This window comes from Bhargavaea beijingensis (assembly GCF_900101985.1).
Taxonomy (GTDB): Bacteria; Bacillota; Bacilli; order Bacillales_A; family Planococcaceae; genus Bhargavaea; species Bhargavaea beijingensis.
Genome location: NZ_FNAR01000002.1, coordinates 14,367 through 39,841 on the forward strand (window position 1 = coordinate 14,367; position 25,475 = coordinate 39,841).

General features: G+C 54.3%; 26 protein-coding genes and 1 pseudogene. 20 read left to right on the forward strand and 7 right to left on the reverse strand.

Annotated elements, in window-relative coordinates:
- The first annotated feature begins 38 nt into the window (after nucleotides 1-38).
- The 5 genes from BLT01_RS01890 to BLT01_RS01910 all read left to right on the forward strand — a co-directional run bounded on the left by BLT01_RS01890 (nucleotide 39) and on the right by BLT01_RS01910 (nucleotide 4,506).
- The gene (locus BLT01_RS01890) at nucleotides 39-1,199 is read left to right on the forward strand and encodes a betaine/proline/choline family ABC transporter ATP-binding protein (protein ID WP_092093986.1); all 1,161 of its coding nucleotides are present in this window, start codon (nucleotides 39-41) and stop codon (nucleotides 1,197-1,199) included.
- Nucleotides 1,199-1,852: an ABC transporter permease gene (locus tag BLT01_RS01895; protein ID WP_092093988.1), complete on the forward strand. Its 654-nt coding sequence runs from the start codon at nucleotides 1,199-1,201 to the stop codon at nucleotides 1,850-1,852. The genes BLT01_RS01890 and BLT01_RS01895 overlap by 1 nt, the downstream gene beginning before the upstream one ends.
- Entirely contained in the window at nucleotides 1,852-2,775 is a 924-nt protein-coding gene (locus tag BLT01_RS01900; RefSeq protein WP_092093990.1) for an osmoprotectant ABC transporter substrate-binding protein, read from the forward strand. Before BLT01_RS01895 ends, BLT01_RS01900 begins: the two co-directional genes overlap by 1 nt.
- A 4-nt stretch (nucleotides 2,776-2,779) precedes the next feature.
- Nucleotides 2,780-3,457, forward strand: coding sequence for an ABC transporter permease (locus tag BLT01_RS01905; RefSeq protein ID WP_092093992.1), 678 nt, complete (start codon nucleotides 2,780-2,782; stop codon nucleotides 3,455-3,457).
- Nucleotides 3,458-3,669: 212 nt separating this feature from the next.
- The gene (locus tag BLT01_RS01910) at nucleotides 3,670-4,506 is read left to right on the forward strand and encodes a metallophosphoesterase (RefSeq protein ID WP_092093995.1); all 837 of its coding nucleotides are present in this window, start codon (nucleotides 3,670-3,672) and stop codon (nucleotides 4,504-4,506) included.
- Nucleotides 4,507-4,531: 25 nt separating this feature from the next.
- Here BLT01_RS01910 and BLT01_RS01915 read toward each other — a convergent pair whose 3' ends face one another.
- Nucleotides 4,532-5,602, reverse strand: coding sequence for a PQQ-dependent sugar dehydrogenase (locus BLT01_RS01915; RefSeq protein ID WP_092093998.1), 1,071 nt, complete (start codon nucleotides 5,600-5,602; stop codon nucleotides 4,532-4,534).
- Nucleotides 5,603-5,710: 108 nt separating this feature from the next.
- Here BLT01_RS01915 and BLT01_RS01920 point away from each other — a divergent pair, with 108 nt between their 5' ends.
- Complete coding sequence (locus BLT01_RS01920; RefSeq protein WP_092094001.1) at nucleotides 5,711-6,919, forward strand: MFS transporter; 1,209 nt, start codon at nucleotides 5,711-5,713, stop codon at nucleotides 6,917-6,919.
- Nucleotides 6,920-6,981: 62 nt separating this feature from the next.
- On the opposite strand, the gene BLT01_RS01925 is transcribed toward BLT01_RS01920, so the two are convergent.
- A complete protein-coding gene (locus BLT01_RS01925; RefSeq protein WP_092094003.1) occupies nucleotides 6,982-8,631 on the reverse strand; it encodes an SLC13 family permease in 1,650 nt (549 codons plus the stop codon).
- A gap of 310 nt (nucleotides 8,632-8,941) precedes the next feature.
- Here BLT01_RS01925 and BLT01_RS01930 point away from each other — a divergent pair, with 310 nt between their 5' ends.
- The 4 genes from BLT01_RS01930 to tatC all read left to right on the forward strand — a co-directional run bounded on the left by BLT01_RS01930 (nucleotide 8,942) and on the right by tatC (nucleotide 12,839).
- Entirely contained in the window at nucleotides 8,942-9,697 is a 756-nt protein-coding gene (locus tag BLT01_RS01930) for a gluconate 2-dehydrogenase subunit 3 family protein (RefSeq protein ID WP_092094006.1), read from the forward strand.
- Between the two features lie 17 nt (nucleotides 9,698-9,714).
- Nucleotides 9,715-11,427, forward strand: coding sequence for a GMC family oxidoreductase (locus BLT01_RS01935; protein ID WP_092094008.1), 1,713 nt, complete (start codon nucleotides 9,715-9,717; stop codon nucleotides 11,425-11,427).
- Nucleotides 11,428-11,617: 190 nt separating this feature from the next.
- Entirely contained in the window at nucleotides 11,618-11,827 is a 210-nt protein-coding gene (gene tatA / locus BLT01_RS01940) for a twin-arginine translocase TatA/TatE family subunit (RefSeq protein ID WP_092094010.1), read from the forward strand.
- Between the two features lie 100 nt (nucleotides 11,828-11,927).
- Nucleotides 11,928-12,839 (forward strand): twin-arginine translocase subunit TatC, encoded by a 912-nt coding sequence (tatC, locus tag BLT01_RS01945; RefSeq protein WP_092094012.1) that lies wholly within the window; start codon nucleotides 11,928-11,930, stop codon nucleotides 12,837-12,839.
- Nucleotides 12,840-12,939: 100 nt separating this feature from the next.
- Here the strand turns inward: tatC and BLT01_RS15595 are convergent.
- Nucleotides 12,940-13,023: pseudogene (locus BLT01_RS15595) on the reverse strand (SF0329 family protein); the annotation flags it as partial.
- Between the two features lie 422 nt (nucleotides 13,024-13,445).
- Between BLT01_RS15595 and brnQ (BLT01_RS01950) the strand changes: the two are divergent.
- On the forward strand, nucleotides 13,446-14,798 hold the full coding sequence (gene brnQ, locus BLT01_RS01950) for a branched-chain amino acid transport system II carrier protein (RefSeq protein WP_092094015.1): 1,353 nt from the start codon (nucleotides 13,446-13,448) through the stop codon (nucleotides 14,796-14,798).
- A 109-nt stretch (nucleotides 14,799-14,907) separates the two neighbouring features.
- Here the strand turns inward: brnQ (BLT01_RS01950) and BLT01_RS01955 are convergent, their stop codons facing one another.
- Entirely contained in the window at nucleotides 14,908-15,096 is a 189-nt protein-coding gene (locus BLT01_RS01955; RefSeq protein ID WP_092094017.1) for a hypothetical protein, read from the reverse strand.
- Nucleotides 15,097-15,316: 220 nt separating this feature from the next.
- On the opposite strand from BLT01_RS01955, the gene brnQ (BLT01_RS01960) reads away from it, so the two are divergent.
- Nucleotides 15,317-16,681 (forward strand): branched-chain amino acid transport system II carrier protein, encoded by a 1,365-nt coding sequence (gene brnQ / locus BLT01_RS01960; RefSeq protein WP_092094020.1) that lies wholly within the window; start codon nucleotides 15,317-15,319, stop codon nucleotides 16,679-16,681.
- Nucleotides 16,682-16,747: 66 nt separating this feature from the next.
- Here the strand turns inward: brnQ (BLT01_RS01960) and BLT01_RS01965 are convergent, their stop codons facing one another.
- Together BLT01_RS01965 and BLT01_RS01970 are read right to left on the reverse strand one after the other, a co-directional pair.
- Nucleotides 16,748-17,410: a GntR family transcriptional regulator gene (locus BLT01_RS01965; protein ID WP_092094511.1), complete on the reverse strand. Its 663-nt coding sequence runs from the start codon at nucleotides 17,408-17,410 to the stop codon at nucleotides 16,748-16,750.
- A 192-nt stretch (nucleotides 17,411-17,602) separates the two neighbouring features.
- Nucleotides 17,603-17,953, reverse strand: coding sequence for a winged helix-turn-helix transcriptional regulator (locus BLT01_RS01970; RefSeq protein WP_092094023.1), 351 nt, complete (start codon nucleotides 17,951-17,953; stop codon nucleotides 17,603-17,605).
- A 245-nt stretch (nucleotides 17,954-18,198) separates the two neighbouring features.
- On the opposite strand from BLT01_RS01970, the gene BLT01_RS01975 reads away from it, so the two are divergent.
- Together BLT01_RS01975 and BLT01_RS01980 are read left to right on the forward strand one after the other, a co-directional pair.
- Nucleotides 18,199-19,059 (forward strand): VOC family protein, encoded by an 861-nt coding sequence (locus BLT01_RS01975; RefSeq protein ID WP_092094025.1) that lies wholly within the window; start codon nucleotides 18,199-18,201, stop codon nucleotides 19,057-19,059.
- 124 nt (nucleotides 19,060-19,183) lie between these two features.
- The gene (locus tag BLT01_RS01980) at nucleotides 19,184-20,272 is read left to right on the forward strand and encodes an AI-2E family transporter (protein ID WP_092094027.1); all 1,089 of its coding nucleotides are present in this window, start codon (nucleotides 19,184-19,186) and stop codon (nucleotides 20,270-20,272) included.
- A gap of 221 nt (nucleotides 20,273-20,493) precedes the next feature.
- Here BLT01_RS01980 and BLT01_RS01985 read toward each other — a convergent pair whose 3' ends face one another.
- Nucleotides 20,494-20,886: a CHY zinc finger protein gene (locus tag BLT01_RS01985; RefSeq protein WP_312024142.1), complete on the reverse strand. Its 393-nt coding sequence runs from the start codon at nucleotides 20,884-20,886 to the stop codon at nucleotides 20,494-20,496.
- A gap of 41 nt (nucleotides 20,887-20,927) precedes the next feature.
- On the opposite strand from BLT01_RS01985, the gene BLT01_RS01990 reads away from it, so the two are divergent.
- The 6 genes from BLT01_RS01990 to BLT01_RS02015 all read left to right on the forward strand — a co-directional run bounded on the left by BLT01_RS01990 (nucleotide 20,928) and on the right by BLT01_RS02015 (nucleotide 25,461).
- The gene (locus BLT01_RS01990) at nucleotides 20,928-21,479 is read left to right on the forward strand and encodes a biotin transporter BioY (RefSeq protein WP_092094030.1); all 552 of its coding nucleotides are present in this window, start codon (nucleotides 20,928-20,930) and stop codon (nucleotides 21,477-21,479) included.
- A gap of 97 nt (nucleotides 21,480-21,576) precedes the next feature.
- Nucleotides 21,577-22,221: a hypothetical protein gene (locus BLT01_RS01995; protein WP_092094032.1), complete on the forward strand. Its 645-nt coding sequence runs from the start codon at nucleotides 21,577-21,579 to the stop codon at nucleotides 22,219-22,221.
- A gap of 157 nt (nucleotides 22,222-22,378) precedes the next feature.
- The gene (locus BLT01_RS02000; RefSeq protein ID WP_092094515.1) at nucleotides 22,379-22,654 is read left to right on the forward strand and encodes a hypothetical protein; all 276 of its coding nucleotides are present in this window, start codon (nucleotides 22,379-22,381) and stop codon (nucleotides 22,652-22,654) included.
- A 58-nt stretch (nucleotides 22,655-22,712) separates the two neighbouring features.
- Nucleotides 22,713-23,567 (forward strand): MBL fold metallo-hydrolase, encoded by an 855-nt coding sequence (locus BLT01_RS02005; protein ID WP_092094035.1) that lies wholly within the window; start codon nucleotides 22,713-22,715, stop codon nucleotides 23,565-23,567.
- A 185-nt stretch (nucleotides 23,568-23,752) separates the two neighbouring features.
- Nucleotides 23,753-25,156: an MBL fold metallo-hydrolase gene (locus BLT01_RS02010; protein ID WP_092094517.1), complete on the forward strand. Its 1,404-nt coding sequence runs from the start codon at nucleotides 23,753-23,755 to the stop codon at nucleotides 25,154-25,156.
- Between the two features lie 44 nt (nucleotides 25,157-25,200).
- A complete protein-coding gene (locus BLT01_RS02015) occupies nucleotides 25,201-25,461 on the forward strand; it encodes a metal-sensitive transcriptional regulator (RefSeq protein WP_092094037.1) in 261 nt (86 codons plus the stop codon).
- Nucleotides 25,462-25,475 lie beyond the last annotated feature (14 nt).

The window sequence follows — 25,475 nt, forward strand, 5'->3', positions numbered from 1 at the left end:
TGTGTTGTTCACAAATACAAAAAGGCGGAGGTTTTGGAATGCTTGTTTTTGATAATGTTTCTAAAGTTTATCCAGGCGGCAAGCGGGCCGTTGACCACCTGCAACTGGAAATTGAGGAAGGAGAATTTGTCTGTCTGATCGGGCCGAGCGGCTGCGGCAAGACAACGACCATGAAGATGATCAACCGGCTTGTCCGGCCCTCAGAAGGAAAGATCCTCCTGAACGGAGAGAACCTGCTCGATAAGAATGTCGTCGAACTGCGCCGGTCGATCGGGTATGTAATCCAGCAGATCGGACTGTTTCCTCACATGACCATCCGTGACAACATCGCGCTAGTCCCGAGACTCAAAGGCATATCTGCCGAAGAGCGGAACAGGCGTGCGGAAGAGCTGTTGGAACTCGTCAACATGCCAAAAGAATTCCTCGACCGTTATCCACATGAACTGAGCGGCGGCCAGCAACAGCGGATCGGTGTGCTGCGGGCGCTCGCCTCAGACCCGCCGCTCATTCTCATGGACGAGCCGTTCGGTGCCCTCGATCCCATCACCCGTGATTCCCTCCAGGCTGAATTCAAGAACCTTCAGCAGTCCCTCGGAAAAACAATCATCTTTGTTACTCATGACATGGACGAAGCACTGAAACTGGCGGATAAGATTGTGATTATGCGGGCAGGAAAGATTGTCCAGGTCGGTTCGCCCGATGAGATTCTCCGGAACCCGGCCGATGAATTCGTTGAAGACTTTATCGGAAAAGAGCGTCTTGCCCAGGCCAGGCAGCAGCTCCAGACAGTCGGCCAGATCATGAACCCGAATCCAGTATCGGTCGGCATGGGCGAAACCCTTTCCCAGGCTGTCAAGCTTATGCGTAAGCGCCGGGTCGATTCCCTGCTGGTCACAGACGGGGCAGGCGTGTTTCGCGGCTGGGTGACGGTTGAAACGATCGAGCGCCATAAAAACTGGGATGCGGCAGTCGCGGATATCATGGAGACGGATGTCCCGACGGTCCGTGCCGATACGCTTCTCCGCGACGCGACACGGAACATTCTGGTCCGCGGCCTGAAATACGTGCCGGTCGTGGATGACCGGAAGCATCTGGCCGGCATCCTGACCCGGACAAGCCTCGTTGATGTCCTGTATGACTCTGTCTGGGGAGACACGGAAGATGAATCCTCCGGGATGGCTGACGGGGAGGGAGCCTGATGGACAGCATCAGAACTTTCTTTTCCGAATACGGGGCACTTCTAGCCGAGAAGACCTGGGAGCATCTGTACATCTCGTTTGCGGCATTGGCGCTTGGCGTGATTGTTGCCGTTCCCCTTGGCATCCTGCTTGTCCGTCTGCCGAAAATCGCCGGACTCGTCATGGGGATTGCGGGAATCGTCCAGACGTTTCCGAGCCTTGCCATCCTCGCTTTCTTCATCCCGCTCCTCGGCATCGGGAAAGTTCCGGCAATCGTTGCGCTGTTTCTGTACTCGATGCTGCCGATTCTCCGGAATACATATATCGGCGTGAAAAATGTGGACCCGACTCTGCTGGAGGCTTCCCGGGGCATGGGCATGACCACTTTCCAGCGGACGACACGAGTCGAGCTTCCGCTTGCCGTGCCGGTCATTATGGCAGGAATCCGGATGTCCGCGGTTTACCTGATCGGCTGGGCGACCCTGGCTTCCTTTATCGGCGGCGGCGGTCTGGGTGACTTTATTTTTGACGGGCTGAACCTGTTCCGTCCGGATCTGATCATCGGCGGGGCAGTGCCGGTCACGCTCCTTGCGATTTTGCTCGACTTGCTGCTCGGAAAGCTGGAGAAAGCCGCTACGCCGATCGGCATCCGTCTGGAAAGGGGGGAAGCGTGATGAAGAACCGTTTGTTCAAGTCCGGTCTGATTGTCATGCTTTCCGTCCTACTCGCAAGCTGCTCGCTTCCCGGTCTCGGGAGCGGCGCGGACGGCACGATTCGCATATCGACACTGACCAATACCGAGACACAGGTGCTCGGGCATATGCTCCGCCACCTGATCGAAGAGGAAACCAATCTGAAAGTCGAAATGGTCGAGAACCTTGGCACTTCGATTATCCAGCATCAGGCGCTCACTGACGGCCAGGTGGACATCACCGCGGCACGCTACACAGGGACAGACATGGCGTCGATTCTTGATGTGGAGCCGATGAAGGATCCTGACAAAGCGATGGCGTTTGTCCAAAAGGAGTTTGACGAACGCTTTGATCAGATCTGGTATGACTCGTACGGCTTCCAGAACACCTATGCGTTCACCGTGACGGAGGCACTTGCCGAACAGGAAGGGCTGGAGACGGTCTCCGACCTGGAAAAAGTCGCAGACAGCCTGACGCTCGGTGTCGACAATAACTGGTTGAACCGCCAAGGAGACGGGTACCCGGGCTTCGTTGAAGCTTATGGTTTCGAATTCGGCGAGGCGCTCCCGATGTCGATCGGACTCGTCTACCAGGCGGTCCAAAGCGGCAAGATGGACGTTGTTCTTGCCTACAGCACTGACGGCCGGCTAAAAGCATTCAACCTGAAGACGCTCGAAGACGATCAGCGCTTTTTCCCGCCTTACGAAACGTCGCCCGTCACACGCAAAGATGTGATTGAGAAACACCCGGAGCTGGATGAACTGCTTCGTCGGGTGGCCGGCAAAATCGATGCGGAAACGATGATGCTGATGAACTACGAGGCTGACGTCAATAAAAAAGAGCCGGCCATCGTTGCAAAAGAGTTTCTCGAAGAACACAATTATTTCAGGGACAAGGGGGAGTGATGGAATGGAGACCATCCAGGAACTGTGGACTTACTATCAGCTGAACGGATCCTATGTCATGGAACAATTCTTCCGCCATTTCCTCATGTCGGCCTACGGCGTGCTGTTTGCTGCCATTGTCGGCATCCCGGCGGGCATCCTGATTGCCCGCTACGGCAAGCTGAGCGGCTGGGTGCTCACGGCGGCCAACTTGATCCAGACCATCCCGGCGCTTGCCATGCTTGCAGTTCTCATGCTCGCGATGGGGCTTGGCGCCAACACGGTCGTGATGAGTTTGTTCCTTTACTCGCTTCTGCCGATCATCCGTAACACCTACACCGGTATCCGGAGCGTCGACAGTTCGATTCTGGAGGCAGGGCGCGCCATGGGGATGACGGGAGCCCAGCGGCTGTTCATGGTGGAACTGCCGCTGTCTCTCTCGGTCATCATGGCGGGCCTCCGCACAGCGCTTATCATCGCGATCGGTGTTGCGACGATCGGCGCCTTTATCGGAGGCGGCGGCCTCGGATCGATCATCATCCGGGGCACGAACGTGACTGACGGAGCGGCCATCATACTTGCCGGCGCCGTCCCGACTGCCCTCATGGCTGTTGTCGCGGACATTGTAATGAGCTGGATTGAAAAAGCACTTTCGCCCGCCAACCAGAAGCGGGCCGCCAAAACCGGCACAGCGAAAACATAAGATTGAATGGACTGCCCCCGCACAGGCGTGCGGGGGCAGTCTTTGCTTCGGCCGCGAACGCAACCGACTGCCTGTACAGGGCGTCCGTCATGTTCAGGCGATCGTCATCGTACAATTCCGATAACCGGATTTCGTTTCCGTCATCAGTTTCCATGCGGTACAATGGGAACACTTTGAAACTCCCGATTTCCAAGGGAGAAAGGAAGACTGTTATGAAGAAATTTCTCCTGTTTCTGCTGCTGATTGCTGCGGCAGCCGCATACGCCGTCTATGATAACGGCCGGCTGTCGGTGACCGACTATACCGTGACGGATTCCCGGATTCCCGAATCGTTCGACGGCCTGAAAATCGTCCAAGTTTCGGATGTCCATGACGCGGAATTCGGCGGAGAGCAGGCGGACCTGATCGAGGCCGTCCGCCGGGAAAATCCGGACTATATCTTTCTGACAGGCGATTTCATCGACAGCAACCGGTACGACCTGGACCGCAGCATGGCGATGATTCCCGCGCTTACCGGAATGGCGGAAGTGTTCTACGTGACCGGCAATCATGAAGTCGCGTCCAATGAAGTGGATGCAATCACATCTGCCCTTTCGAATGCGGGGGTCCGCGTGCTCCGGAACGAGGCGATGGTGGTTGGCTCGGGAAACAGCAGCATTGCGATTGCGGGTATCGATGACCCCCTTACAGGCGTCGCCACGGAAGAGGAGGACGCGTTCACCCGCCATGCGATCGAACGGGCGACCGCGAATGTGCCGGAAAGGATGTTCACTATCCTGCTTGCCCATCGCCCGGAGCAGTTCGGGACATATACCGAACTGGATATTCCGCTTGTTTTCACGGGACATGCGCACGGCGGCCAGGTCCGCATCCCGTTTGTCGGCGGGCTAAACTCGCCCGGACAGGGATGGTTTCCGGAGCTGACTTCAGGCGTTCACGAATCGGACAGCACGCAGCTTGTCATCAGCCGGGGGCTCGGCAACAGCCAGATTCCGCTCCGCCTCCTGAATACGCCGGAGATCGTCTCGGTCACGCTCCGATCTGAATAACGAAACCATGCCCGGGTACGGAGCTTCAGTCGCTGCCCGGGTGTTTGATTTCCATGAGGCGGTCGTCCCCTTCCCGGGGAGTTCCGCGCCCGTCCGTATTGTTGGTAATGAAATAAACCGCATCGCCGTTTGAGAACACATCCCGCACCCGGCCATAACCTTCGATCCGCCTGAGAAGGCTGCCGGTCGCCGGGCCGAACACGAGGACCGCTTCGCCCCGGAGCGCACCCGCGTAAAGCCTTCCTCCAAGATAGGCCAGCCCGGACGGTGCCCAGGTTTCGTCATCTCCGGATGTCGCAATCGGCCGCTCCATGCCTTCCCGCTGTTCCGGCCCCTGGATCACCGGCCAGCCGTAGTTCCGCCCTTGTTCAATACGGTTCAGTTCATCATTGGCCGACTGGCCGTGCTCGGTCGCATACATCACACCATCCTTGTCCCATGCCAGTCCCTGGGGATTCCGGTGTCCGATCGTGTACACTTCAAATTCACCGTCCTCATTCATCCTGAGGATTTTGCCGTTCAGCGACTCCGGATCCTGTGCGGTTCCGGGATCGAGGCGGTCACCGACCGTCGCGAAAAGAGTGCCGTCCGGGGACAGGGCGAGCCTGCCGCCATGGTGCACCGCGCCTGACATGACCATGTCCAGATGGATATCCGTCTCGTGCCATCCGGCATCACCGCGCCTGAGCGTGACAATCCGGTTCACCGGCCCCGACGCCCCCTCGTAAGTGTAATACGCATAGGCCTCGCGGTTTTCATCGAATCCGGGTTTTAGCACAAAGCCCATGAGGCCCGCCTCTGCCGCGCCGGACAGCGGAGCGGAAAGCTTGGCATCCAGCCTTCTGACTGTGCCGTCCGTTTCAACTTCCGCAATGCTCCCGCCCCGTTCTGAGATATAAAATGTTTCGCCGTGCCGGTCGATCGACCAGGGGGAACGAAGCCCCGCCGCGACTTCCGTGATTTCTACCTGCAGTCCGTCCAGACTCTCCTGTTCCGGTTCAGTCCATTCTTGCACAGGCTGAACCGTTTCTTCGGCTCCTTTTGAGCAGCCGGCCATCACCAATAGAAGCAAACTCACCGCCGCCAATCGTTTCATGCGGCCCCTCCCTTTCTCCCGGTTTTCTCTATCATACCCGCTTCTGCTTTTTCCGTCCTTCCGGCTCTTTGCTATAATGGAAGAATCAGTGGATGGGAAGTGTTGTAAATGGAGAACAGGATGAATCGGTCCCCCTATACGATGAGAGACGCCGCATTCTGGAGGATCATCGGCGCGCTCGGGTTTGCCTCGCTGTTCGTATTTGCGGCGATGTACACGACGCAGCCGCTCCTGCCGCTGTTTACGGAGGAGTTCGGCGTGTCGGTTTCCTCGTCCAGTTTGTCCGTTTCTCTAACGACGCTCGGGCTGATCCTCGGCCTGCTGGTCATCAGCTTTTTGTCCGACCGCCACGGGCGCACGCTTTACATCAAATGGTCGGTCGCGCTCTCAGTGATCCCATTTTTCATCATGCCGCTGACCGAAACCTTCTGGCTGATCCTCCTTCTCCGGTTCTTGCAGGGCTTCACGCTCGCGGGGGTTCCCGCCGCTGCAATTGCTTATATCAATGAGGAAGTGGACAGGAGAAGCGTCAGCTTCGCAACCTCCCTTTATATCGCGACTAACGCGCTAGGTGGGATGGTGGGGCGGGTGATGACGGGGTATATGACCGAACATTATTCATGGCAGTCCGCGTTTTACGGTCTGGGCATTGCGGGGGCGCTGATCGCTGCAGCGGTCATTTTCCTCCTGCCGAAATCAAAGCGGTTCGAGTCGGCGGACGGAACGGTCAGGCAGGACATGGAGGCATTCCTGTTTCATCTGAAAAACCCGCTCCTTGTCATCTCATTTGGTCTCGGAATCGTCCTTCAGCTGAGTTTCACTGGTGTCTGGACGTTCCTGCCGTTTCATCTGCAGGCGGATCCGTTCGGCCTGTCGCTTGAAGCGATTTCCTATACATACTTTGCCTACGGCATCGGCGTGATCGGTTCTCCACTGGCCGGCTGGCTTTCGGACAGGCTCGGCATCCGGCCTGTCCGGATGGCAGGGGTGCTCATCCTGTCGACCGGAATCCTGATCACTCTTGCGGACAGTGTCACGCTGATCGTCGTCGGATTGTGCGTCATCTGCCTCGGCTTCTTTACGGCCCATTCGCTTACGGCGGCCACCGTCGGCCGCGATGCGGCGCATCACAAAGGCAGTGCCTCGAGTCTTTATCTCGTTTCCTATTATCTAGGCGTCGCCGCGGGGAGCACGCTCCTGTCACCGCTCTGGACGGCGGGCGGCTGGCCGCTACTCATCCTGTTTACCGCGATTATGCCGGTCATTTACCTGGCTTTTGCCGTCGCCGCAAGAAAACGTCTCGCGGCACACGCATGATACGCTATGATTCCATAACAAGAGCCATGCATCCGATCAGGATGCATGGCTTATTTCATTTCTTATTTCAGGAATTCCGGCAGCATGTTCAGGTCGATGCCGAACACGACCGGCAGCAAGAACCAGATAAACAGCGGCACGAGGATGATCCCCAAGATATTGAGGGCAAATCCGGCCTTTGCCATGTCCGGAATCCTGAGATAACCGGAACCGAAGACAACCGCATTCGGCGGCGTCGCGACCGGCAGCATGAACGCGCAGGAAGCGGCTACACCGGCTGCGACCATCAGTGCGAACGGGTGGACGTCGAGCGCAACGGCAAGCGCACCCATGATCGGGTACATCATTGCGGCTGTTGCTGTGTTGGACGTAATCTCGGTCAGGAAGATGACGAGTGCCGTGACGACGATGATCACGACGATGAGCGGAACGGCATCAAGTGCCGTCAGCTGGCCGCCGATCCATTCGGAAAGCCCCGATCCGACGAAGCCGGCCGCTATCGCGAGGCCGCCGCCGAACAGGAGCAGAATGCCCCAAGGCAGTTTGACGGCCGTCTCCCAGTCAAGCAGGCGATCGCCCTTTACATTCACAGCAGGGATGGCAAACAGGACAATTGCGAAGAGCATCGCAATGACGCCGTCACTGATGCCCGGCAGGAAGTTCTGCAGGAAGAACGAACGCGTGATCCAGGAAAGCGCCGCTAGGACAAAAACGGTGAACACCAGTTTTTCCTCCGTGGAGGCACTGCCTAGTTTTTCTTTCTCGGCATGGATCATCTCACGCCCGCCGGGCAACTCTTTGATCTTTTGCGGGAAAGCGATTTTCACGAGGTACAGCCAGATAATCAGGATGAACAGCCAGGCGAATGGAGTTCCGAAAAGCATCCACTGTCCAAAGGAAATCTCGATGCCGTACATTTTTTCCATGGCCGCGGCGAGCGCCGTGTTTGGCGGTGTACCGATCAGTGTCGCAATCCCTCCGACAGAGGCGGAGTAGGCGATTCCAAGCATGAGCGCCTTGCCGAAGCCGAAGTTTTCCCGCGAAGTGTCCGCAGAAGGGTTGTTTTTAAGCGCATCGGCGACCTGATAAGTAATGGCAAGGCCGATCGGCACCATCATCATTGCCGTCGCCGTATTGGAGATCCACATCGACAGGAATCCGGTGGCGACCATGAAGCCGAGGACAATCCTGTTGATGTTCGTGCCGATCGCCGAAATGATCGTGAGCGCGATGCGCCGGTGGAGGTTCCACTTTTCCATCGCTAGCGCAATCATGAAGCCTCCCATGAAGAGGAAGATATTCTCGTCCCCGTAGGCAGATGCAGTTGCCTTCACATCCAGCCCTCCGGCAAGAGGGAAAAGGACGAGCGGCAGCAGGGACGTGACCGGAATCGGCACCGCCTCGGTGATCCACCAGGCGGCCATCCAGACGGTTCCCGCAAGGATGGCGCGCGCCTCGGGGGACAGTCCTTCCGGTTTAAAGAATAACAGGATCAGAAAAAAGAGGAGCGGGCCGGCAATGAGGCCGGCCAATTGGGCAGTCGTATAACTGCGATCCCTCCGATTGTTTTCCGGGTCTTTCTCCGTGTAGCCGAATGGCGTCCCCGAGCCTTCGGCGTTCATCATCACTTTGTTTGGTCGGATAAAAAATGTAAAAAGCTGTTTGGCTTCATCGTGCCAATCCCACATCCGGGACCAAGCGTTTTGGAACATCAGTATACCCCCTTTGTAGTCCGCTGTGACTACACAGCCTACATTATTATACGGTGTGTTGCACCACAGGAACAATCAGTTTTTTAGAAGAATGCAGATTATTGCTGCGAGTTATCAAAAATATGGAAGGTTCCGAGAGACTTTTATCATAAATTTGGCATTGTGGGTTTACCTTATTAGGGGCAGGGGAAACGGAAGAAAGACCAGATTATGGGCAAGAGGCATGCTGTACCGGTATAAAAAGGGTAACCGGGAGGTATGCTTCATGTAGATTCCACGTATTGGCAGAACTCTTGAAGGAGGAATAGGCATGGCGGATGAAAAGAAAGACGTGTCCCGTCGCGATTTTCTCAAGACGGCAGGTGTGGCGACAGGTGCCCTGGTTGGCGGCGGTGTGATCGGCGGCCTGATCGGGTACAACGCAAAGGGCGGCGGTTCTTCGACCAAGGAAGGGGAGCGGAGCGGAGGCAGGGCGGATCAGTCGGCCGGGTCTCCGAGCGGCAGGATGTTCTTCACGAACGACCATGACTTCAACGTCCTTTCGGAAGCGACTGAGCGGATTTTCCCTGAAGATGATCTCGGCCCGGGGGCGATCGGGCTCGGAGTGCCCTATTTTATCGACCACCAGCTGGCCGGCGCTTACGGCAACAATGACAAAGAGTATATGCAGGGGCCTTTCTACGGCGGTGAGGTGACCCAGGGTTATCAGACCCGTCTGCGCCGCAAGGAGATTTTCCTTCAAGGCATCCGAAAGCTGGAGCAGGAGGCTAAGAGCCGGTTCGATAAAAGCTTCACCGATCTCGAAGGCGAGCAGATGGATGAAATCATCACGGCTTTCCAGAAGGACGAAGTTGAAATGGAAGGCGTCACGGCAGGTTTCTTCTTCCGGCTTCTTCGTTCCGCTGTTCTTGAAGGTGCATATTCGGACCCGATGTACGGAGGCAACCGGGGCATGGAAGGATGGAAGATGAAGAATTTCCCCGGCCACCAGGCAGCCTACATCGACAAAATTGACAGCGAAGAATTCCAGGAAATCGATCCTCAGTCCCTTGGCGGACATCACTGATTTAGGAGGGGTAATGAATGGCAACTACATTGGACAAAGTTGATGTCGTAACAGTCGGCGCGGGCTGGACGGGCGGCATCATTGCTGCAGAGGCAGCAAAGGCGGGCCTGAAGGTCGTGAGTATCGAAAGGGGCCGCGAGCGGGGGACGGAGGATTATTTGCGTGTCCACGATGAATATCGCTACGCCATCCGCTATGAACTCATGCAGGATCTGTCGAAGGAGACGGTCACCTTCCGGAACCGGCGTGACCAGCGGGCGCTTCCGATGCGGACGATGGGGTCATTCCTTCTTGGTGAAGGGCTTGGTGGAGCAGGCACTCATTGGAACGGCCATACATGGCGTTTCCTTCCATATGATTTTGAGATCAAGACAATGACTGAGAAAAAGTATGGCGCAAACAAGCTGGGAAAGGAGTATCAGCTTCAGGACTGGGGAATTACATACGACGAACTGGAGCCGTACTTTGATAAATTCGAATACACGGCGGGGATTTCCGGCGATGGCAAAAACCCGTTTGCCGGTAAACGCTCCAACCCGTATCCGACACCACCAATGAAGAAAACCCCGATCCTGGAGAAGTTTGAAAAGGCGACGAGTGACCTGGGGTATACACCGTTCATGCTGCCGTCGGCAAACCTGTCGGAAGCGTACACCAACCCCGACGGCCAGACGATCAATGCCTGCATGTACTGCGGCTTCTGTGAGCGGTTCGGCTGTGAATACGGGGCGAAGACTTCTCCTGAGATCACTGTCATTCCGACAGCCAGGGAAACCGGCAACTACGAGGTCCGCTTCCATTCAAATGTCGTCGAGGTCCTTCATGAAGGCGGCAAGGCAACGGGAGTCCGTTACATCAACTGGATGTCTGGGGAAGAATTTATCCAGCCGGCGGAAACGGTCGTTCTGACAAGCTATGTCATGAACAACGCCAAGCTCCTCATGGTATCCGACATCGGCGAGATGTACGATCCGGAGACAGGCCGCGGCACGCTCGGCAAAAACTACTGCTATCAGATTCTTCCTGGAGCGACGGGCTTCTTTGATGAGCAGTTCAACACATTCATGGGAGCGGGCTCGCTCGGCATGTCGATTGATGACTTTAATGGAGATAACTTTGACCACAGCGATCTGGACTTTATCCACGGCGGAAGCATGTCGCTCACCCAAGCCGGTCTCCGGCCGATCGCAACCAACCCGGTTCCGCCGGACACGCCGGCCTGGGGAGCCGAGTTCAAGAAGGCGTCGATCGAAAACTATACACGGACCCTCAATATTGGTACACAAGGGGCATCCATGCCTCACCGTGATAACTACCTGACACTGGACCCGAAGTATAAAGACGCTTACGGGGTGCCGCTCCTGCAGCTCACCTACAACTTTACGGACCAAGACCGCGCCCTCCATAAGTTCATCACCGAGAAAGCGGTGGAGATTATGGAGAAGATGGGGGCAAAGCAGACGGTCGGAAGCAACCCGATCACGGATTACGATATCGTCCCTTACCAGACCACGCACAACACAGGCGGCACGATCATGGGTGCCGACCCGGAAACAAGCGTCGTGAACAACTATCTGCAGCACTGGGACATGGACAACCTGTTTGTCATCGGAGCGGGGAACTTCCCGCACAACGGCGGATACAACCCGACCGGAACCGTCGGCGCACTCGCCTACCGATGCGCTGAAGGCATCATCAAATACAGCAAAGAAGGCGGCTCGCTAGTCTAAGTGCTTATGACCCGAGGAGCTGCCACCTGAAGCCGGATAACCTAAGTGCTGAAGGCGGCGTTGGCTCCGACAGGCATAAGACGGTCTGCGCAGCGGGAAGATATGCAGCAGGTTACTCGAAGTGGGGAAGTCAAAGAGGTTTATCCTTTCCTCCCCAGTGGAACTCTATCAATAAAAGGAGGCGATCCGCATGGGTGGCATCGCAAGCATCGGTGTTCCGGGGCTGATCATCATCCTCGTAATTGTCCTGATTCTATTTGGCCCGAGAAAACTTCCTGAAGTCGGTTCGGCCGTCGGCAAGACGCTGTCCGAATTCAAGAAGTCGGCAAAAGACATCATGGATGATGATGATGACAAGCTGAGGAAAGAGGAATTGAAGGAAGAACGTAAAGAAGCGTAACGGCAGGACCGGCCGGGCCGCCCGGCGGCTTTGAGCCGGTCTGCCGTTTTTGGCGTTTCACTAGGATTATTGAAGCGTTCAAAGACAGGAAGTGATCAAGATGGACCCATACGGAAATGATTACAATGCCACGCTCAGCCCGCTTGACAAACGGAAAGCCGAGGAGAAAAAAGCGGAAATCGAAAAGCAGGGAAAGTTGTCCGGAGAGGCGGCAGAAGAGGAAGCAACCGCCGAAACGCTTGTTCAGGCGGCTCAGGAGCAGGGCGCGGGCACACCGCCCCCAGAAAAACCCCAAAAGGACGGGAACGGGGAAAATTACATCACCCATCTCACCGATCTGCGCAAATCGCTGGTCAAGAGCACCATCGTCTTCCTGCTTGTGTTCATTGCGGTCTTTTCAACCATCAACCTATGGTTCCCGTATGTCACAAAGGGGCATGAGTTGGTGATTCTCGGCCCGCTTGAGGTCGTGAAGTTTTATATGACCATGTCAGCGGCCATTGCGCTCGGCCTTTCTCTGCCGTTCCTCTGCCACTTTATCTGGCAGTTCATAAAGCCGGGCCTGAACGAAAATGAGTCAAGATTCATCGGCCTTTATTCACCGGTGATGCTGCTTCTCTTTATCGGAGGCGTTGCGTTCGGCTACTTTATCATCCATCCGCTCAGCTACGAGTTCCTCCTCGGGTTCGGGGCAGCCAATTTCGATATCATGGTGTCGGCGCAGGAGTACATGCGTTTCCTCCTCATGACGACAATGCCGGTCGGGCTGTTGTTCGAACTGCCGATCGTGGCACTTTTCCTCGGATCGATCGGTTTGCTGACAGCGGATACGATGAAAAAAGTCCGTAAATGGTCTTACGTTGCGCTTGGGATCATTTCTGCCCTGATTACGCCTCCGGACTTTATCAGCCAGCTGTTGGTCCTTATTCCGATGGCCGTGCTTTATGAAGCGAGCATTTGGCTTGTCCGTCGCGCGGAGCGCAGGCAGGGACAGGCTGCAGTGGCAGAATAATTCATATCAGTTCAATAGCGGTTCCCGAAGGGGGAGCCGTTTTTTTGTTGTTTGAAAGGGTCTCTAATGTTGATATTTTTATTCAGTTGCTTGCGTTGTGAAAATCTACTCTCGAATACAAAGATTGACATACAAAACTCATTAAATGTTTCTTTGCTTTGCTCCATTTCGGGTGATATAACAATAAACTTCCTCCCTTTCAATTTGTTTACTGCCATCGTTCAAAAATCAATTAACCGAGTGGAGAGTGAGATTTAGAAATAACCTGCCACATGATTTATCCAGTGATTAACACGGAGGTCCGTAAATGTCGTTTTACACGCTTTAGAGCAATCAAGTTGAATATTCACCAAAACAAACATTATATGCTGACTCGCAATCAAGACAAAGATAACCCCTGCAGAACCGTTCCTGTGGAGGTCGATGCAAACGTTCATTGCATCAAGTATCATCAATAAAGATTAATAAACAATCAAATTAAAAGATTCTGTTAAATAATTTAACTAATATATTGCATTCTTCACCAATCGGTAGTAGGATAAGAAACATCACCTCTACAGAAAACGTCAGAATATTACATACATCAGTGAGAAAGGATTTTTTATCATGAAAGAAAGTTTGTCTTTTTCCAAATACGTAGCAGTCGGCGTCATGCTGTTTGCCTTATTTTTCGGAGCCGGGAACCTGATTTTTCCTGCCCAGCTGGGACAGCTGGCAGGTGAGAACTTCTGGCCGGCGATCATCGGATTCCTGATTACGGGAGTCGGCCTGCCGTTCCTTGGTGTCATTGCCATCGGATATTCCGGCAGCAGCAACTTGCAAGATCTTGCAAGCAGAATCCATCCATTATACGCAGTGATTTTCACGTCCGTCCTTTACCTGACCATCGGCCCATTCTTTGCTGCACCGCGTACAGGGACGGTTGCCTTCGAGGTCGGCATCACTCCTTATGCGGGCAATGGACCGTTTCAGTTGCTGCTGTTTACGGCTGTGTTTTTCGCCATCACGCTCTGGCTGTCATTGAACCCGGCGAAAATTGTCGACCGGGTCGGCAAAATTCTCGCTCCTGGTATTGTCATTCTGCTGGCTGTCCTGATCGGTGTGTCCATCGCGAAACCGATGGGGGACATTCAGCCGGCCACAGAAAGTTATCTGGGCAATGCATTCGCAAAAGGCTTCACGGAAGGCTATAACACGATGGATGCCATCGCGGCGCTTGTTTTTGCCATCATCGTCATCAATGCAGTCAAAGCGATGGGGATGAAGACGAAAAAAGGAATATTGAACGCGACATTTAAAGCCGGAGTGGTTGCCGCATCCCTTCTCGGCATCCTATATGTCGGCATCGCTTATATAGGTGCCACAAGCGTTGAGAAATTCGGCCTGTTCGACACGGGCGGCCCGGTTCTCAGCAGTTCGGCCGAGCATTTCTTCGGGGCTTTCGGCACGGCACTTCTCGCGGCCGTCATCGTCCTTGCCTGCCTGACGACTGCAATCGGCCTGATGATTGCAAACGCCGAATATTTCCATTCGCTTTTCCCTAAAGTGAGCTATAAGACATTCGTCACCGTATTTACGACGTTCACTTTCGCTGTATCGAACTTTGGGCTGGCGAACATCATCACTTATTCGATTCCGGTGCTGATGCTGCTTTACCCGCTGGCGATTTCATTGCTTCTGATGGCGTTCGCTTCAAAGTTGTTTAACCATTCACGCCTTGTATACGTGGCGGCTACTGTGGTCGCGTTCGCCATCGCGATTGTTGACGGGCTGAAGGCGCTCGCCGGCACACTCGGAACAGAGTTTGCATGGCTCCAGCCGATCGTGGACTTCTACACTGCCTACCTGCCGTTCTATACAGACGGCCTGGGCTGGCTGATCCCGGTCGTCACCGTCATGATCCTGACAGGTGTTATCGCACGCGTCACCGGAACGGCTGCCAACACGGCAGAAGCTTAAATTTGATGAAATGGAGAACATCCGGCGGATCACTTCCGCCGGATGTTCTCTATTCTATATCAATAAACTAACCCCCGAAGTCGTCTCTCCGGGGGATGGCGGGTGCAGATCAGCTGAAGAAGTTGGTCAGCACTCCGCCTTTTTTGTTGTCTGAGGTTGCCTGGCTGCGGCTGGAACTTTTCGGGTTTCCGGCAAAATCATTGAACTGTCCTTTCAGCTTGTCACGGGATTCCTTGTTCCTCATCAGATAAGCGGCACCCAATCCGAGGGCAGTCATCATCATCTTGTTTCGATTCATGTTGTTTTCCTCCTTGTCTGGTGCGTCTGTGTGTTATATTCCCGGATGCCGGATCGATAAACCGGAACTGGACAGACGATAGTAAAAAGTCAGACACTGTATGTTGTCATTTCGCAGAAAATACAGTAGGATGAGAAACACTGGTTTAATAGTCGACAATAATCGGTATTCTTTGACAACCTAGCAGAAAATGCAGCTCAGACAGAAAGGATTGCGTTCCATGCATGAAAAAATGTCTATCTCCAACTATATAGCAGTTGGCGCCATGCTGTTCGCCCTGTTTTTTGGTGCGGGCAACCTGATATTCCCGGCACAACTCGGACAGCAGGCAGGAGATCAGCTGTGGCCTGCTGTGATCGGGTTTCTCATCACGGGCGTCGGCCTCCCGTTCCTTGGGGTGGTCGCAATCGGTTACTCGGGAAGCAGTCATCTCCAGGAACTGGCAAGCCGTGTGCATCCGCTGTACGGTGTATTATTTACATCCCTCCTTTACCTGACGATCGGACCGTTTTTTGGAACACCCCGTACCGGGACAGTCGCCTTCGAAATCGGCATCACGCCGTTTGTCGGCCAAGACGCTGGTTGGCTGCCGCTGTTCCTGTTTACGCTACTCTTCTTTTCTGTGGCACTCTGGCTTTCACTGAACCCGGCTAAGATTGTGGACCGGGTTGGCAAGATTCTTGCCCCGGGCATTGTGGTCATCCTGATTGCCCTGATCTCGATGACTTTCCTTAAACCGATGGGCGCCGTTCAGCCCGCTGTGCCCGCCTACGCGGATCAGGCATTCACGAAAGGAATCATGGAAGGCTACAATACGATGGATGCCATCGCAGCGCTGGTCTTCGCTATTATCGTCATCAACGCCCTAAAAGGACTGGGTATAAAGTCCGTAAAAGGAATCACGGATGCCACGTTCAAATCGGGCATCATCGCCAGTCTTTTCTTGACGGGGCTTTATTTCGGAAGCGCTTATATCGGGGCGACGAGCGTCGAACGGTTCGGCATGTTTGAAACCGGCGGCCCGGTGTTGAGCAACGCCGCTACTCATTATTTCGGGACGTTTGGAACGTATCTGATGTCAGTGGTCATTATTCTGGCCTGCCTGACAACAGCAATCGGGCTTATTTCGGCAAACGGCGAGTATTTCCACTCGCTATTCCCCAAAGTCAGCTACAAAGCATTTGTATGGATGATTACTGTTTTTACGTTCACCATCGCGAATTTCGGACTGTCTAATATCATTACATTTTCCATTCCGATGCTGATGTTCCTGTATCCCTTGGCCATCTCTCTCTTGCTCTTGACGTTTACCTCAAAGCTGTTCCATCATGCACGAATCGTCTATGTGGCAGCAACGTCCATGGCGCTGATTTTCGGTATCATCGATGGCCTGAAGGCACTGGCCGGATCGCTCGATACGGAATTCAGCTTCCTTACGCCGATTGATGACTTCCTCATGGCCAATCTGCCCCTTTATGCGGACGGTCTGGGCTGGCTCTTGCCGGTTATGGTCGTCCTTCTGGCCACCGGCCTTTTCGCACGGCTGGCAGGCCAGGCTCCGGAAGAGCACCCCTCTCACAGGTAACATCCATAACGAAAACCCGCGTGTAAGCCGGTGAGGCTTACACGCGGGTTTCTTATCTCTCCCAGATCACTGGCCGCGCAACGCGCGAAGCTCGTCAATTGCCGTGAGCCAGTTTTTGGTCATGATGCTGTTCACTTTCCCGGCATCTCCATCCTTCATGGCACGGATGATGTCAGTGTGCTCCTTGAATGACTGCTCCCGGAGCACAATGGCGTCGTGGTAGAACTGGCGCCTTACATGTGCTTGAAGGTTTCCGACGATGTTGGTGATGTACGGGTTGTCGGCTGCTTCGACGATAATCTGGTGGAACTCTTCGTCAATGCGGATGGCGGACAGTTCATCGCCTCCCCGGATCGCTTCACCGAATCGTTCATTCGTTTCGGTGAGCCGCCCGATGATTTCATCCGTCAGATGAGGAATGGCAAGCTCTGCGGAAAGGGCCTGCAGAACGGCGAGCGGCGGCAGCAGATCATTGATCGCATCCGGATCGATCTCTGTCACTTGAGTCGCCTTGCCCGGATACATTTTAACAAAGCCCTGTGTCTCGAGAAGCTGCAGCGACTCCCGGACCGGCGTCCGGCTGACGCCGAGCGCCTTGGCGATTTCCAGGTCGTTCAGTTTCTCTCCGGGACGGAGCGTCCCGTCGATGATCCAGTTCTGGATCTGATTAAAAGCGGTTTCTTTCGCCGTCATGCGGATTGGCTTGGATAACTGAGTTGGTAGTGGCATGTTCCGGTCCCCCAATCGGAAAGCTTCTTTCATTCATTATACATGAGACCCAATAAAAGGGGTATACAATATATCGCACTCACGGAAATCCGGAATTTCCCCGGCAGAAGCCGGTCTGAACAAGGGGAAATCCGGACAAATGCCTGGACTGCGTGTTTTCTTCGATTAAACCCATGCGGGATCGGCTGGTTCTTAGCGGACAGTTGGTGCTTGTTTTTCTTCGGGGGCTTCCTGGACGGGCAGCCACTCCTGTGACCACTTTTGGATTTCTTCCATGACCGGCGCAAGCGCACGCCCCTTTTCGGTCAGACTGTATTCAATGCGGACAGGGGTTTCCGGATAGACGTTCCGTGTGACAATACCGTCCTTTTCCAGCTCCTTCAGCCTTTCTGACAGCAGTCGGTTGCTGATGCCGATCGACTCGGTCATCGTGCAGAACCGCTGTGATTCGCCCAGAAGGGAAAAAATGATCAGCGCATTCCAACGCTTGCTCAGCATTCCGACCGCCTGTTCAAAACGGGGACATAGTTCCGGGTGTATCATATGTCGTTCACTGCTCCTTAAAACATAGACAAGTATAGAAAAGGCAGTTGTCTATAAAAGATGATTCCTGCTTCTAATCCTTCTTCGACTGTTGTTGCTGTCTGCAAAGGTTGGTACTCCACAGGTGGTCCTTCCCATCAGTGTATCACAGGAATGAAAATGAATGAAGTAATTTGGTTACTTGAAATAACTAGAGGGAACCGTTATAGTTGTTACGAATAGTAACCGATAGGAGGACCGGACAAATGACGTTTTTCCACCAGGCACCTGCCGTCTATACAGGTGCCGTTTACCTGAATGTACTTGACTTGAATGCCATGAAGGATTTCTATACGGGCACCATCGGCTTTCGTGTGCTGAGCGAGATGGATCACCGGATTGAATTGACCGCTGACGGCAAGACACCGCTTCTCGTTCTGGAAAGCCGGGTAGGGCTCCATCCGAAGCGGCCGAACCGATCAGGGCTCTATCACTTCGCAATCCTGCTCCCGTCACGTGAGGACCTTGGCGCAGCGGCCCTGCACTTTATCCGGCAAGGCGTGCGCATGGGGGCGAGCGACCATTACGTGAGCGAAGCCCTTTATCTGAATGACCCGGAAGGCAATGGTATCGAAGTGTACCGGGACCGTCCGGCCGACGATTGGAACTGGAACGGCGGACTGGTTGATATGGCCACCGTCGCACTCGATATGGACGGGGTTGTCCGGTCCGCTCAGGAAGCAGGGCGTACATGGAACGGCCTGCCTTCGGAAACCGTCATGGGACATGTTCATCTCCATGTCTCGGACCTTGAGGAAACGGAGCGCTTCTACCGGGATGGGCTCGGATTCGAGGTGGTTGCGTCCTACCCGGGCGCGCTCTTCATGTCTACTGCCTGTTATCATCACCACCTCGGACTGAATGTATGGAACGGGGAGGGCATCCAGGCGCAGGAAAAAGACAGCGCAGGCCTAAAAGCCTATACGCTCGTTTTCCCGGACACCGAAGCGATCCGGAAGGCGGTTGAACAGCTCTGTGCAATCGGAGCGGAAGTGAGTGAAGAGGAAGGACAGATTGTTGCCGCGGACCCTTCCGGCATTCGCTTGATCCTTCAGGCAATCGCCTGATCCGGACTGCCTCATCACCAGGAAAGTTTTTTCACCAAGAAGAGGGCGGGAAATGCGGTTTGTGCATAGAATCGGTTATACTGGGAATAGGATTGGTAGAATGCAAAACAGCAAAGGGGTCCCTATGACTAAGAAACTCTGGTTCCAGGCGGGAGTCGGTATTCTCCTTGCTCTGCTCATCATTCATTTTTTCATTGATATCAAAGGTCTTTTCTCGCCGATCGGCATTATCCTGAGGGCAATTTTCCTCCCTCTTCTCGTTGGCGGTGTCCTGTTTTATCTGACGGAGCCGGTGCAGCGCTATCTGGAAAAGCGCAACTTTCCGAGGTGGGCCAGCATCCTGAGCGTGCTTGTGCTCATCGTCGGTGTGTTCTGGGGACTGTCTGCCATGGTCGGCCCGATGATCACAAAACAGGTCAATTCCTTTACCGACAATCTTCCTCAGATTATAGAAGAGGCCCAGGATACAGTCAGCTATGTGCTTGATCGTCGGGATGAACTTCCGGAGTTTTTGGAAAATGCGATTGAAGACGCTCGCGACCGGGTGAACGAAATTGCCCTGGGCATCGGCGGAGGCATGGTCAATTTCATCACAGGTTTTTTCCAGACGATTTTCATGCTCGTCCTCGCACCATTCTTCCTCGTGTACATGCTGAAGGACCATGAGCGGTTTACTCCGTTTGTGTCCCAGTTTTTCAGTGGGAAGAAAAAAGCCTTTGTCATTAATACGCTGGAAGACGTCAACAGGACGATTTCAAACTACGTCCAGGGTCAGATGCTTGTCAGTATCTGTGTCGGCATCATGCTTCTGATCGGCTATCTCATCATCGGCCTGGAATATGCGCTCATATTGGCGATCTTCGGTCTCTTTATGAACCTCATTCCATTTATCGGACCATGGATCTCCGTTATTCCGGCGCTTCTGATCGCACTGATCCAGGATCCAAAGCTCCTGATCGGAGTCGGCATCGTCATGCTGGTCGCCCAGCAGATCGAGAGTAACTTCATCACACCGAATATCATGGGCAAGACGCTCGATATCCACCCGCTCACCGTCATCACGGTCATCCTGGCCGCTGGGAATCTTGCCGGATTTGTCGGTGTTCTTCTCGGTGTCCCGCTTTACGCGGTCGGCAAGACGATTGTCAAGAACATCTATGAAGCCAGAGAAAAAATCCGCGAAGCCGCAACCAGTGATGTGGCGGAGGAATAAACGATTGAAAGCCCGAGGCACGATAATCGGCTCCCTTCAAAGCTGACAGAGTATTAAACAAAACTCTGTCATTTGGAGGGAGCTTTTTCTATGAGTCATCCGAGCAAGCGGGCCTCAGCCCCATTGAATAAGGATTGAAGCCGCTTCATCCATTTTACTTATTTCATCTGTCTGCTTGACCGGGTGCAGTTCATTCACGATGTGCGGGCTTTCTCTTGCCTTCATTCAAAATACAAATGGCGGTGAACCTTGCAGCCCGGGTTGAAAGGGGCCCTGCAGGAAGGGCATGCCGGAGCACCGTCCAGATATTCGGAGACGGCCAGTTCTTGGCCGCAGGCGCCGCAGAGGACGGCCTTCTCGGAGAACCGTTCTGCCGGCCAGACCGCATGCCTGCCGCAGCCGGACTCCGCGTGGCAGGCGTGACAGGGGAACCATTTGCCGCAGCAGAAAAACTTGATTGCAATCCGGTCGGCCTCGCCGTGGTAATGGCGGCATCGGGTCTCCCCGTCGATGACCGCTCCGTATATTTCATGCCCATGAATAGTGATCGTTAACTCCTCCTCCGATTCGGGTTGACTGATGGTCTTTTCATTATATATGATAAGTTCAGTCAACTTAAGGGGAAAGCAAGTTTACCAAATTGGAGGAGAAACAGATGGGAAATGAGCGATTGAAAATGATGATTATGGCCGCCCTTTTCGCGGCAATCATGGGAATCGGGGCACAAATCATCATTCCGATTCCGCCGGTGCCATTTACGGCACAGACGTTGGCACTTGCGCTTGCCGCGACGATACTCGGCAAACGCTATGGGACGCTCGCTGCTGCATTGTATGTCCTGATCGGTGCAATCGGCGTCCCGGTGTTTGCCGGGATGAAATCCGGTCTTGGCATCTTGCTCGGGCCGACGGGCGGCTACATCCTGAGTTATATACCGGTGGCATTTATGATCGGATGGATTTCGGAAAAAGGGGGATTCCGTGCACCGGCGGTAGTTACGGCGAATATCATCGGGGCACTGATGATTCTCGTAATCGGCACCCTATGGCTAAAGTTCATGGGCAACCTGTCCTGGACAGGCGCTTTTGCAGGAGGCATGCTGCCGTTCATCCTTACAGACTGCATCAAAGCAGTGGCCGCGGCAGTTCTTGGCGTCATGGTCCGGAACCGGCTTGCATCCGCACATCTGCTGCCGGTGGCCCATTAAAGCGTATAGCGGATCCCTGCAGAGCTCTGCAGGGATCTTTTGGTGCATGCACTTTATGATAGAGTAATCATGATAGAAACAGCCTAGGGGGCACAACATGAGAAAATGGTTTTTGATGCTGGTTCTGCTGCTTGCGGGTTGCAGTGCGGAACAACCGGAAAACGAGAAGGCGGAGGGCGGGAATAACGAGAAGCCCGCCGCTGAAGAAACGGCTTCGGATAAGGATGGAGCAGTAGTCGTGGACAAAGGCCTGGTGAACGTGGAAGTCACCATCCCCGCTGCATTTTTTGAGGGGGAAGACATGGACCAAGTCATCAAGCAGGCAAAAGAAGAGGGGATAGGAGAGGCTGTCCTCAACAGGGACGGATCGGTCACCTATAAGATGTCCAAAGCAAAACACAAAGAAATGATGAAAGAACTCTCCAAAGCACTTGAGCAATCGATCGCGGATTTTGAAGGTGGAGAGGATTTTCCATCGATCCGGGAGATCTCCCACGATCAGAAATTTGAAACGTTCACCGTGACGGTGGATCGGGAGCAGTTCGAGAACTCATTGGACGGCTTTTCCCTGTTTGGCCTTGGGCTTGCCGGGTCGTATTATCAGCTTTTCAACGGGGAGGATCCCGAGAACTATCGCGTGATCATTGAATTAAACGATGCGGCAACCGGAGAATCGTTTGACGAGGTTGTATTCCCGGACGCACTTGAGGAGATGGAGCAAAACCTGGAGGAAGGCCAATAACCCGCCGACGGGTCCGAATCAACTTAAGTTGCCTGGCCACTGTAGCGCCGGTAACTCCTTCGGGAGTGCCGGCGCTTTTGTTGTCCCCTTCAGATGAATGCGACGGATCGGCCTTGAGCATAATGACAAGGAATCCATAAAGGAGGAGATTCTTGCCGTGACGGAGTTTCCGGAAATCACCACGAACATCTGGGATATCTTTCTTGCCGTTCCGTTGGTGCTGATCGCTACACAACTGCTCAAAAATATCTTTCCGATTCCGCCGGCGTTCGTGCCGACAGTCGCTACCTTCATCGGCCTGATCCTATCCGTGTTCATCAGCCACAGGGGTGACCTGCCCGCAGGAATCTTCATGGGTATCCTTTACGGAGCGGCGGCGATATCGTTTTACGTCTCCATCAAGTTATCCGTCCGTGCCTACCGCTCCCGATAGATTAATCCGCCCCATAACGGGAATGAATAAGGTGATTTCATCACAGGAGGGATCACCGATGGATATGGAAAGAAGTTCGTCAACCGAGCGGTTTCAGCCGATCACATCAGTGAACAGCGGAGATGGCATCCCGGTCGGGGAAGATCTGTACAGCTATACCAATCAGATTGTAAATGTCATTTTCTACGGAAAGCCGGGCGCCGGGAAGGAGTGGGTACTGATTGATGCGGGCATGCCGAAATCCGGCGGCAAGGTCATGGAGGCTGCAGCTGCCCGTTTTGGCGACAGCAATCCGCCGAAGGCGATCATCCTGACGCATGCCCATTTTGATCATATCGGCGGCCTGATCGATCTTCTCGAAAAGTGGGACGTGCCGGTCTATGCCCATCCGCTCGAGCTCCCGTATATCACGGGAAAAAAGGATTATCCCGACCCGGATATGACCGTGGAAGGCGGCATGGTGGCGAAAATGTCCAGCATGTTCCCGCACGAGGCGATCGATATTGGTTCGAGGGCGCATGAACTGCCTTCTGACGGTACGGTGCCGCATATGGACGGATGGCGCTGGATCCACACGCCGGGACACACCGAGGGACATGTGTCACTTTTCCGCGAATCTGATGGTTCGCTGATTGCCGGCGATGCATTCGTCACCGTAAAGCAGGATTCATTGTACAAAGTGATGACCCAAGAACTTGAGGTCAGCGGTCCGCCGGTTTATCTGACTCCCGATTGGCAATCTGCCGAGCAGTCGGTAAAGGCACTTGCCCAGCTGCAGCCGCAGGCAGCGCTCGCCGGACACGGTGTTCCGGTCACGGGAGAGTACTTGCAGAATGAACTGGCCAACCTTGCGGAGCACTTTAAAGAAAAAGCGGTCCCGGACCACGGAAAATTCGTGGATGGTGAGAAATGACGAGCAATGTGCCCCCGGTAATTCCCATGGGGGCCTGTTGCTTTTTGTCCGAACGGGTATGGAAAACAAAGTGGGAAATAAGACCGGGTGATATACGGCAAACATTCCTATTGACGGATCAATACCCCCAGTGGTATATTCTAAATACCCGATGGGGTATAAAAACGAGAGGGATGAAGCTGAATATGTTTTTCCAATCATTTTTTGATGAACGTCTTGCTCAATACGCCTATCTTGTAGGCTGCCAGCGCACGGGGGAAGCCATCGTCATCGATCCGCCCCGTCACTCAGAGGCAATTATCGCGCGCGCCAAAAAAGAAGGCCTGAACATTACGGCTGCCGCAGAAACACATATCCATGCCGACTTCACGTCCGGCGCCCGCCAACTGGCCGAAGACCTCGGCGCCAAGCTATACCTGCCTGGTGAGGGCGGAGAAGACTGGAGCTACCAATATACGGACGGGCTCGATGCGGTTCTTCTGAAGGACGGAGATAAGTTCTCGATCGGGAACATCGACTTTAAAGTCATGCACACACCGGGCCACACGCCGGAAAGTGTCTCGTACCTCCTGACGGACCGCGGAAGCGGCGCATCGGAACCGATGGGCATCTTCACGGGTGACTTTGTCTTTGTCGGCGATATCGGACGTCCCGACCTGCTTGAAAAAGCGGCAGGCATCGCCGACACCGCGGAAAAAGGTGCCGTCCAGATGTTTGATTCGGTCCAGAAGTTCAAAGAGCTCCCTGACCATATGATCGTCTGGCCGGGCCACGGCGCGGGTTCCGCATGCGGCAAGTCGCTCGGCGCCGTTCCCCTCACGACTGTCGGCTATGAAAAACAGTTTAACTGGGCGATGAAGGAAAATGACCGTGAGGAGTTTGTAAAGCAGCTGCTGGACGGCCAGCCGGAAGCACCGAAATACTTCGCCATGATGAAGAAAGTGAACAAGGAAGGGCCTGAGCTCCTGAACGGGGAAGATATCCGGATCCTTGAAGACGCACAGGAATTCAACCGCCTCCGCGGGCAGGAAGGCACACTCGTGTTGGATACACGCCCTGCAAAAGATGCCGGACAATCGCTCGTCAAAGGCTCCATCAATATTCCGTTCAACAAATCCTTCACCAACTGGGCGGGCTGGCTGATCGGTTACGATCAGGAGCTTCTCATCATCGCCGAAGAGGGCAAGGAAGAGGAAATCCGGGAAGCGCTCGAGTCGATCCACCTGGACCGGATCACAGCATTTGTCCGTCCGGAAACCGCGATTTCCGCATCCGGTACAGATTCGTACGACACACTGACCGTCGAAGAGTTCGTGGAAGCGAAAAAAGACGACAACACTTATGTCCTCGATGTCCGGAACGATTCCGAATGGGAAGGCGGGCATATGTCCGACGCAACCCATCACTTCCTCGGCCATCTCTGGGATGAAGAGCTGCCGCGTGACAAGGAACTGCTTGTACACTGCCAGAGCGGCGCGCGATCTGCGATTGCTTCCAGCATCCTGAAAGCACGCGGTTTTGATAAAGTCTCCCACATGGCAGGAGGATTCGGCGCGTATGAACGAAAAGGTTATGATACAGTGAAGTAAAACCCCGACCGCCCGGGCTGGACGGTCCGGAAAGGAGAAAAAAGATGGAATACGATCAGAAAGTCAAAAACCGGATGCGGCGAGTGGAAGGTCAAGTGAAAGGTATCCTTCAAATGATGGAGGAAGGCCGGGACTGCCGGGATGTCGTCATGCAGCTCCGGGCGATCAAGAGTGCCATCGACCGGACCGTCGGCGTGGTCGTGAGCACCAATCTCGAGGCTTGCGTGCGTGAAAGCATCGAGTCGGGGGAAGATACCAGTGACAAAGTCCAGGAAGCGATCGACCTGCTCGTCAAGTCGAGCTGAGCCGGCGTAGAGTA

What these genes read in the sequence shown, in the direction of transcription:
- tatC (WP_092094012.1), top strand. Translation starts at nt 11,928, where the DNA reads ATGGACCCATACGGAAATGATTACAATGCCACGCTCAGCCCGCTTGAC.
- BLT01_RS02015 (WP_092094037.1), top strand. Translation starts at nt 25,201, where the DNA reads ATGGAATACGATCAGAAAGTCAAAAACCGGATGCGGCGAGTGGAAGGT.
- BLT01_RS01930 (WP_092094006.1), top strand. Translation starts at nt 8,942, where the DNA reads ATGGCGGATGAAAAGAAAGACGTGTCCCGTCGCGATTTTCTCAAGACG.
- BLT01_RS01895 (WP_092093988.1), top strand. Translation starts at nt 1,199, where the DNA reads ATGGACAGCATCAGAACTTTCTTTTCCGAATACGGGGCACTTCTAGCC.
- BLT01_RS01935 (WP_092094008.1), top strand. Translation starts at nt 9,715, where the DNA reads ATGGCAACTACATTGGACAAAGTTGATGTCGTAACAGTCGGCGCGGGC.
- tatA (WP_092094010.1), top strand. Translation starts at nt 11,618, where the DNA reads ATGGGTGGCATCGCAAGCATCGGTGTTCCGGGGCTGATCATCATCCTC.
- BLT01_RS01970 (WP_092094023.1), bottom strand. Translation starts at nt 17,953, where the DNA reads ATGATACACCCGGAACTATGTCCCCGTTTTGAACAGGCGGTCGGAATG.
- BLT01_RS01915 (WP_092093998.1), bottom strand. Translation starts at nt 5,602, where the DNA reads ATGAAACGATTGGCGGCGGTGAGTTTGCTTCTATTGGTGATGGCCGGC.
- BLT01_RS01965 (WP_092094511.1), bottom strand. Translation starts at nt 17,410, where the DNA reads ATGCCACTACCAACTCAGTTATCCAAGCCAATCCGCATGACGGCGAAA.
- BLT01_RS02005 (WP_092094035.1), top strand. Translation starts at nt 22,713, where the DNA reads ATGGATATGGAAAGAAGTTCGTCAACCGAGCGGTTTCAGCCGATCACA.
- BLT01_RS01955 (WP_092094017.1), bottom strand. Translation starts at nt 15,096, where the DNA reads ATGAATCGAAACAAGATGATGATGACTGCCCTCGGATTGGGTGCCGCT.
- BLT01_RS01905 (WP_092093992.1), top strand. Translation starts at nt 2,780, where the DNA reads ATGGAGACCATCCAGGAACTGTGGACTTACTATCAGCTGAACGGATCC.
- BLT01_RS01910 (WP_092093995.1), top strand. Translation starts at nt 3,670, where the DNA reads ATGAAGAAATTTCTCCTGTTTCTGCTGCTGATTGCTGCGGCAGCCGCA.
- BLT01_RS01990 (WP_092094030.1), top strand. Translation starts at nt 20,928, where the DNA reads ATGGGAAATGAGCGATTGAAAATGATGATTATGGCCGCCCTTTTCGCG.
- BLT01_RS01995 (WP_092094032.1), top strand. Translation starts at nt 21,577, where the DNA reads ATGAGAAAATGGTTTTTGATGCTGGTTCTGCTGCTTGCGGGTTGCAGT.
- brnQ (WP_092094020.1), top strand. Translation starts at nt 15,317, where the DNA reads ATGCATGAAAAAATGTCTATCTCCAACTATATAGCAGTTGGCGCCATG.
- BLT01_RS01890 (WP_092093986.1), top strand. Translation starts at nt 39, where the DNA reads ATGCTTGTTTTTGATAATGTTTCTAAAGTTTATCCAGGCGGCAAGCGG.
- BLT01_RS02010 (WP_092094517.1), top strand. Translation starts at nt 23,753, where the DNA reads ATGTTTTTCCAATCATTTTTTGATGAACGTCTTGCTCAATACGCCTAT.
- BLT01_RS01975 (WP_092094025.1), top strand. Translation starts at nt 18,199, where the DNA reads ATGACGTTTTTCCACCAGGCACCTGCCGTCTATACAGGTGCCGTTTAC.
- BLT01_RS01900 (WP_092093990.1), top strand. Translation starts at nt 1,852, where the DNA reads ATGAAGAACCGTTTGTTCAAGTCCGGTCTGATTGTCATGCTTTCCGTC.
- BLT01_RS01925 (WP_092094003.1), bottom strand. Translation starts at nt 8,631, where the DNA reads ATGTTCCAAAACGCTTGGTCCCGGATGTGGGATTGGCACGATGAAGCC.
- BLT01_RS01920 (WP_092094001.1), top strand. Translation starts at nt 5,711, where the DNA reads ATGGAGAACAGGATGAATCGGTCCCCCTATACGATGAGAGACGCCGCA.
- BLT01_RS01980 (WP_092094027.1), top strand. Translation starts at nt 19,184, where the DNA reads ATGACTAAGAAACTCTGGTTCCAGGCGGGAGTCGGTATTCTCCTTGCT.
- brnQ (WP_092094015.1), top strand. Translation starts at nt 13,446, where the DNA reads ATGAAAGAAAGTTTGTCTTTTTCCAAATACGTAGCAGTCGGCGTCATG.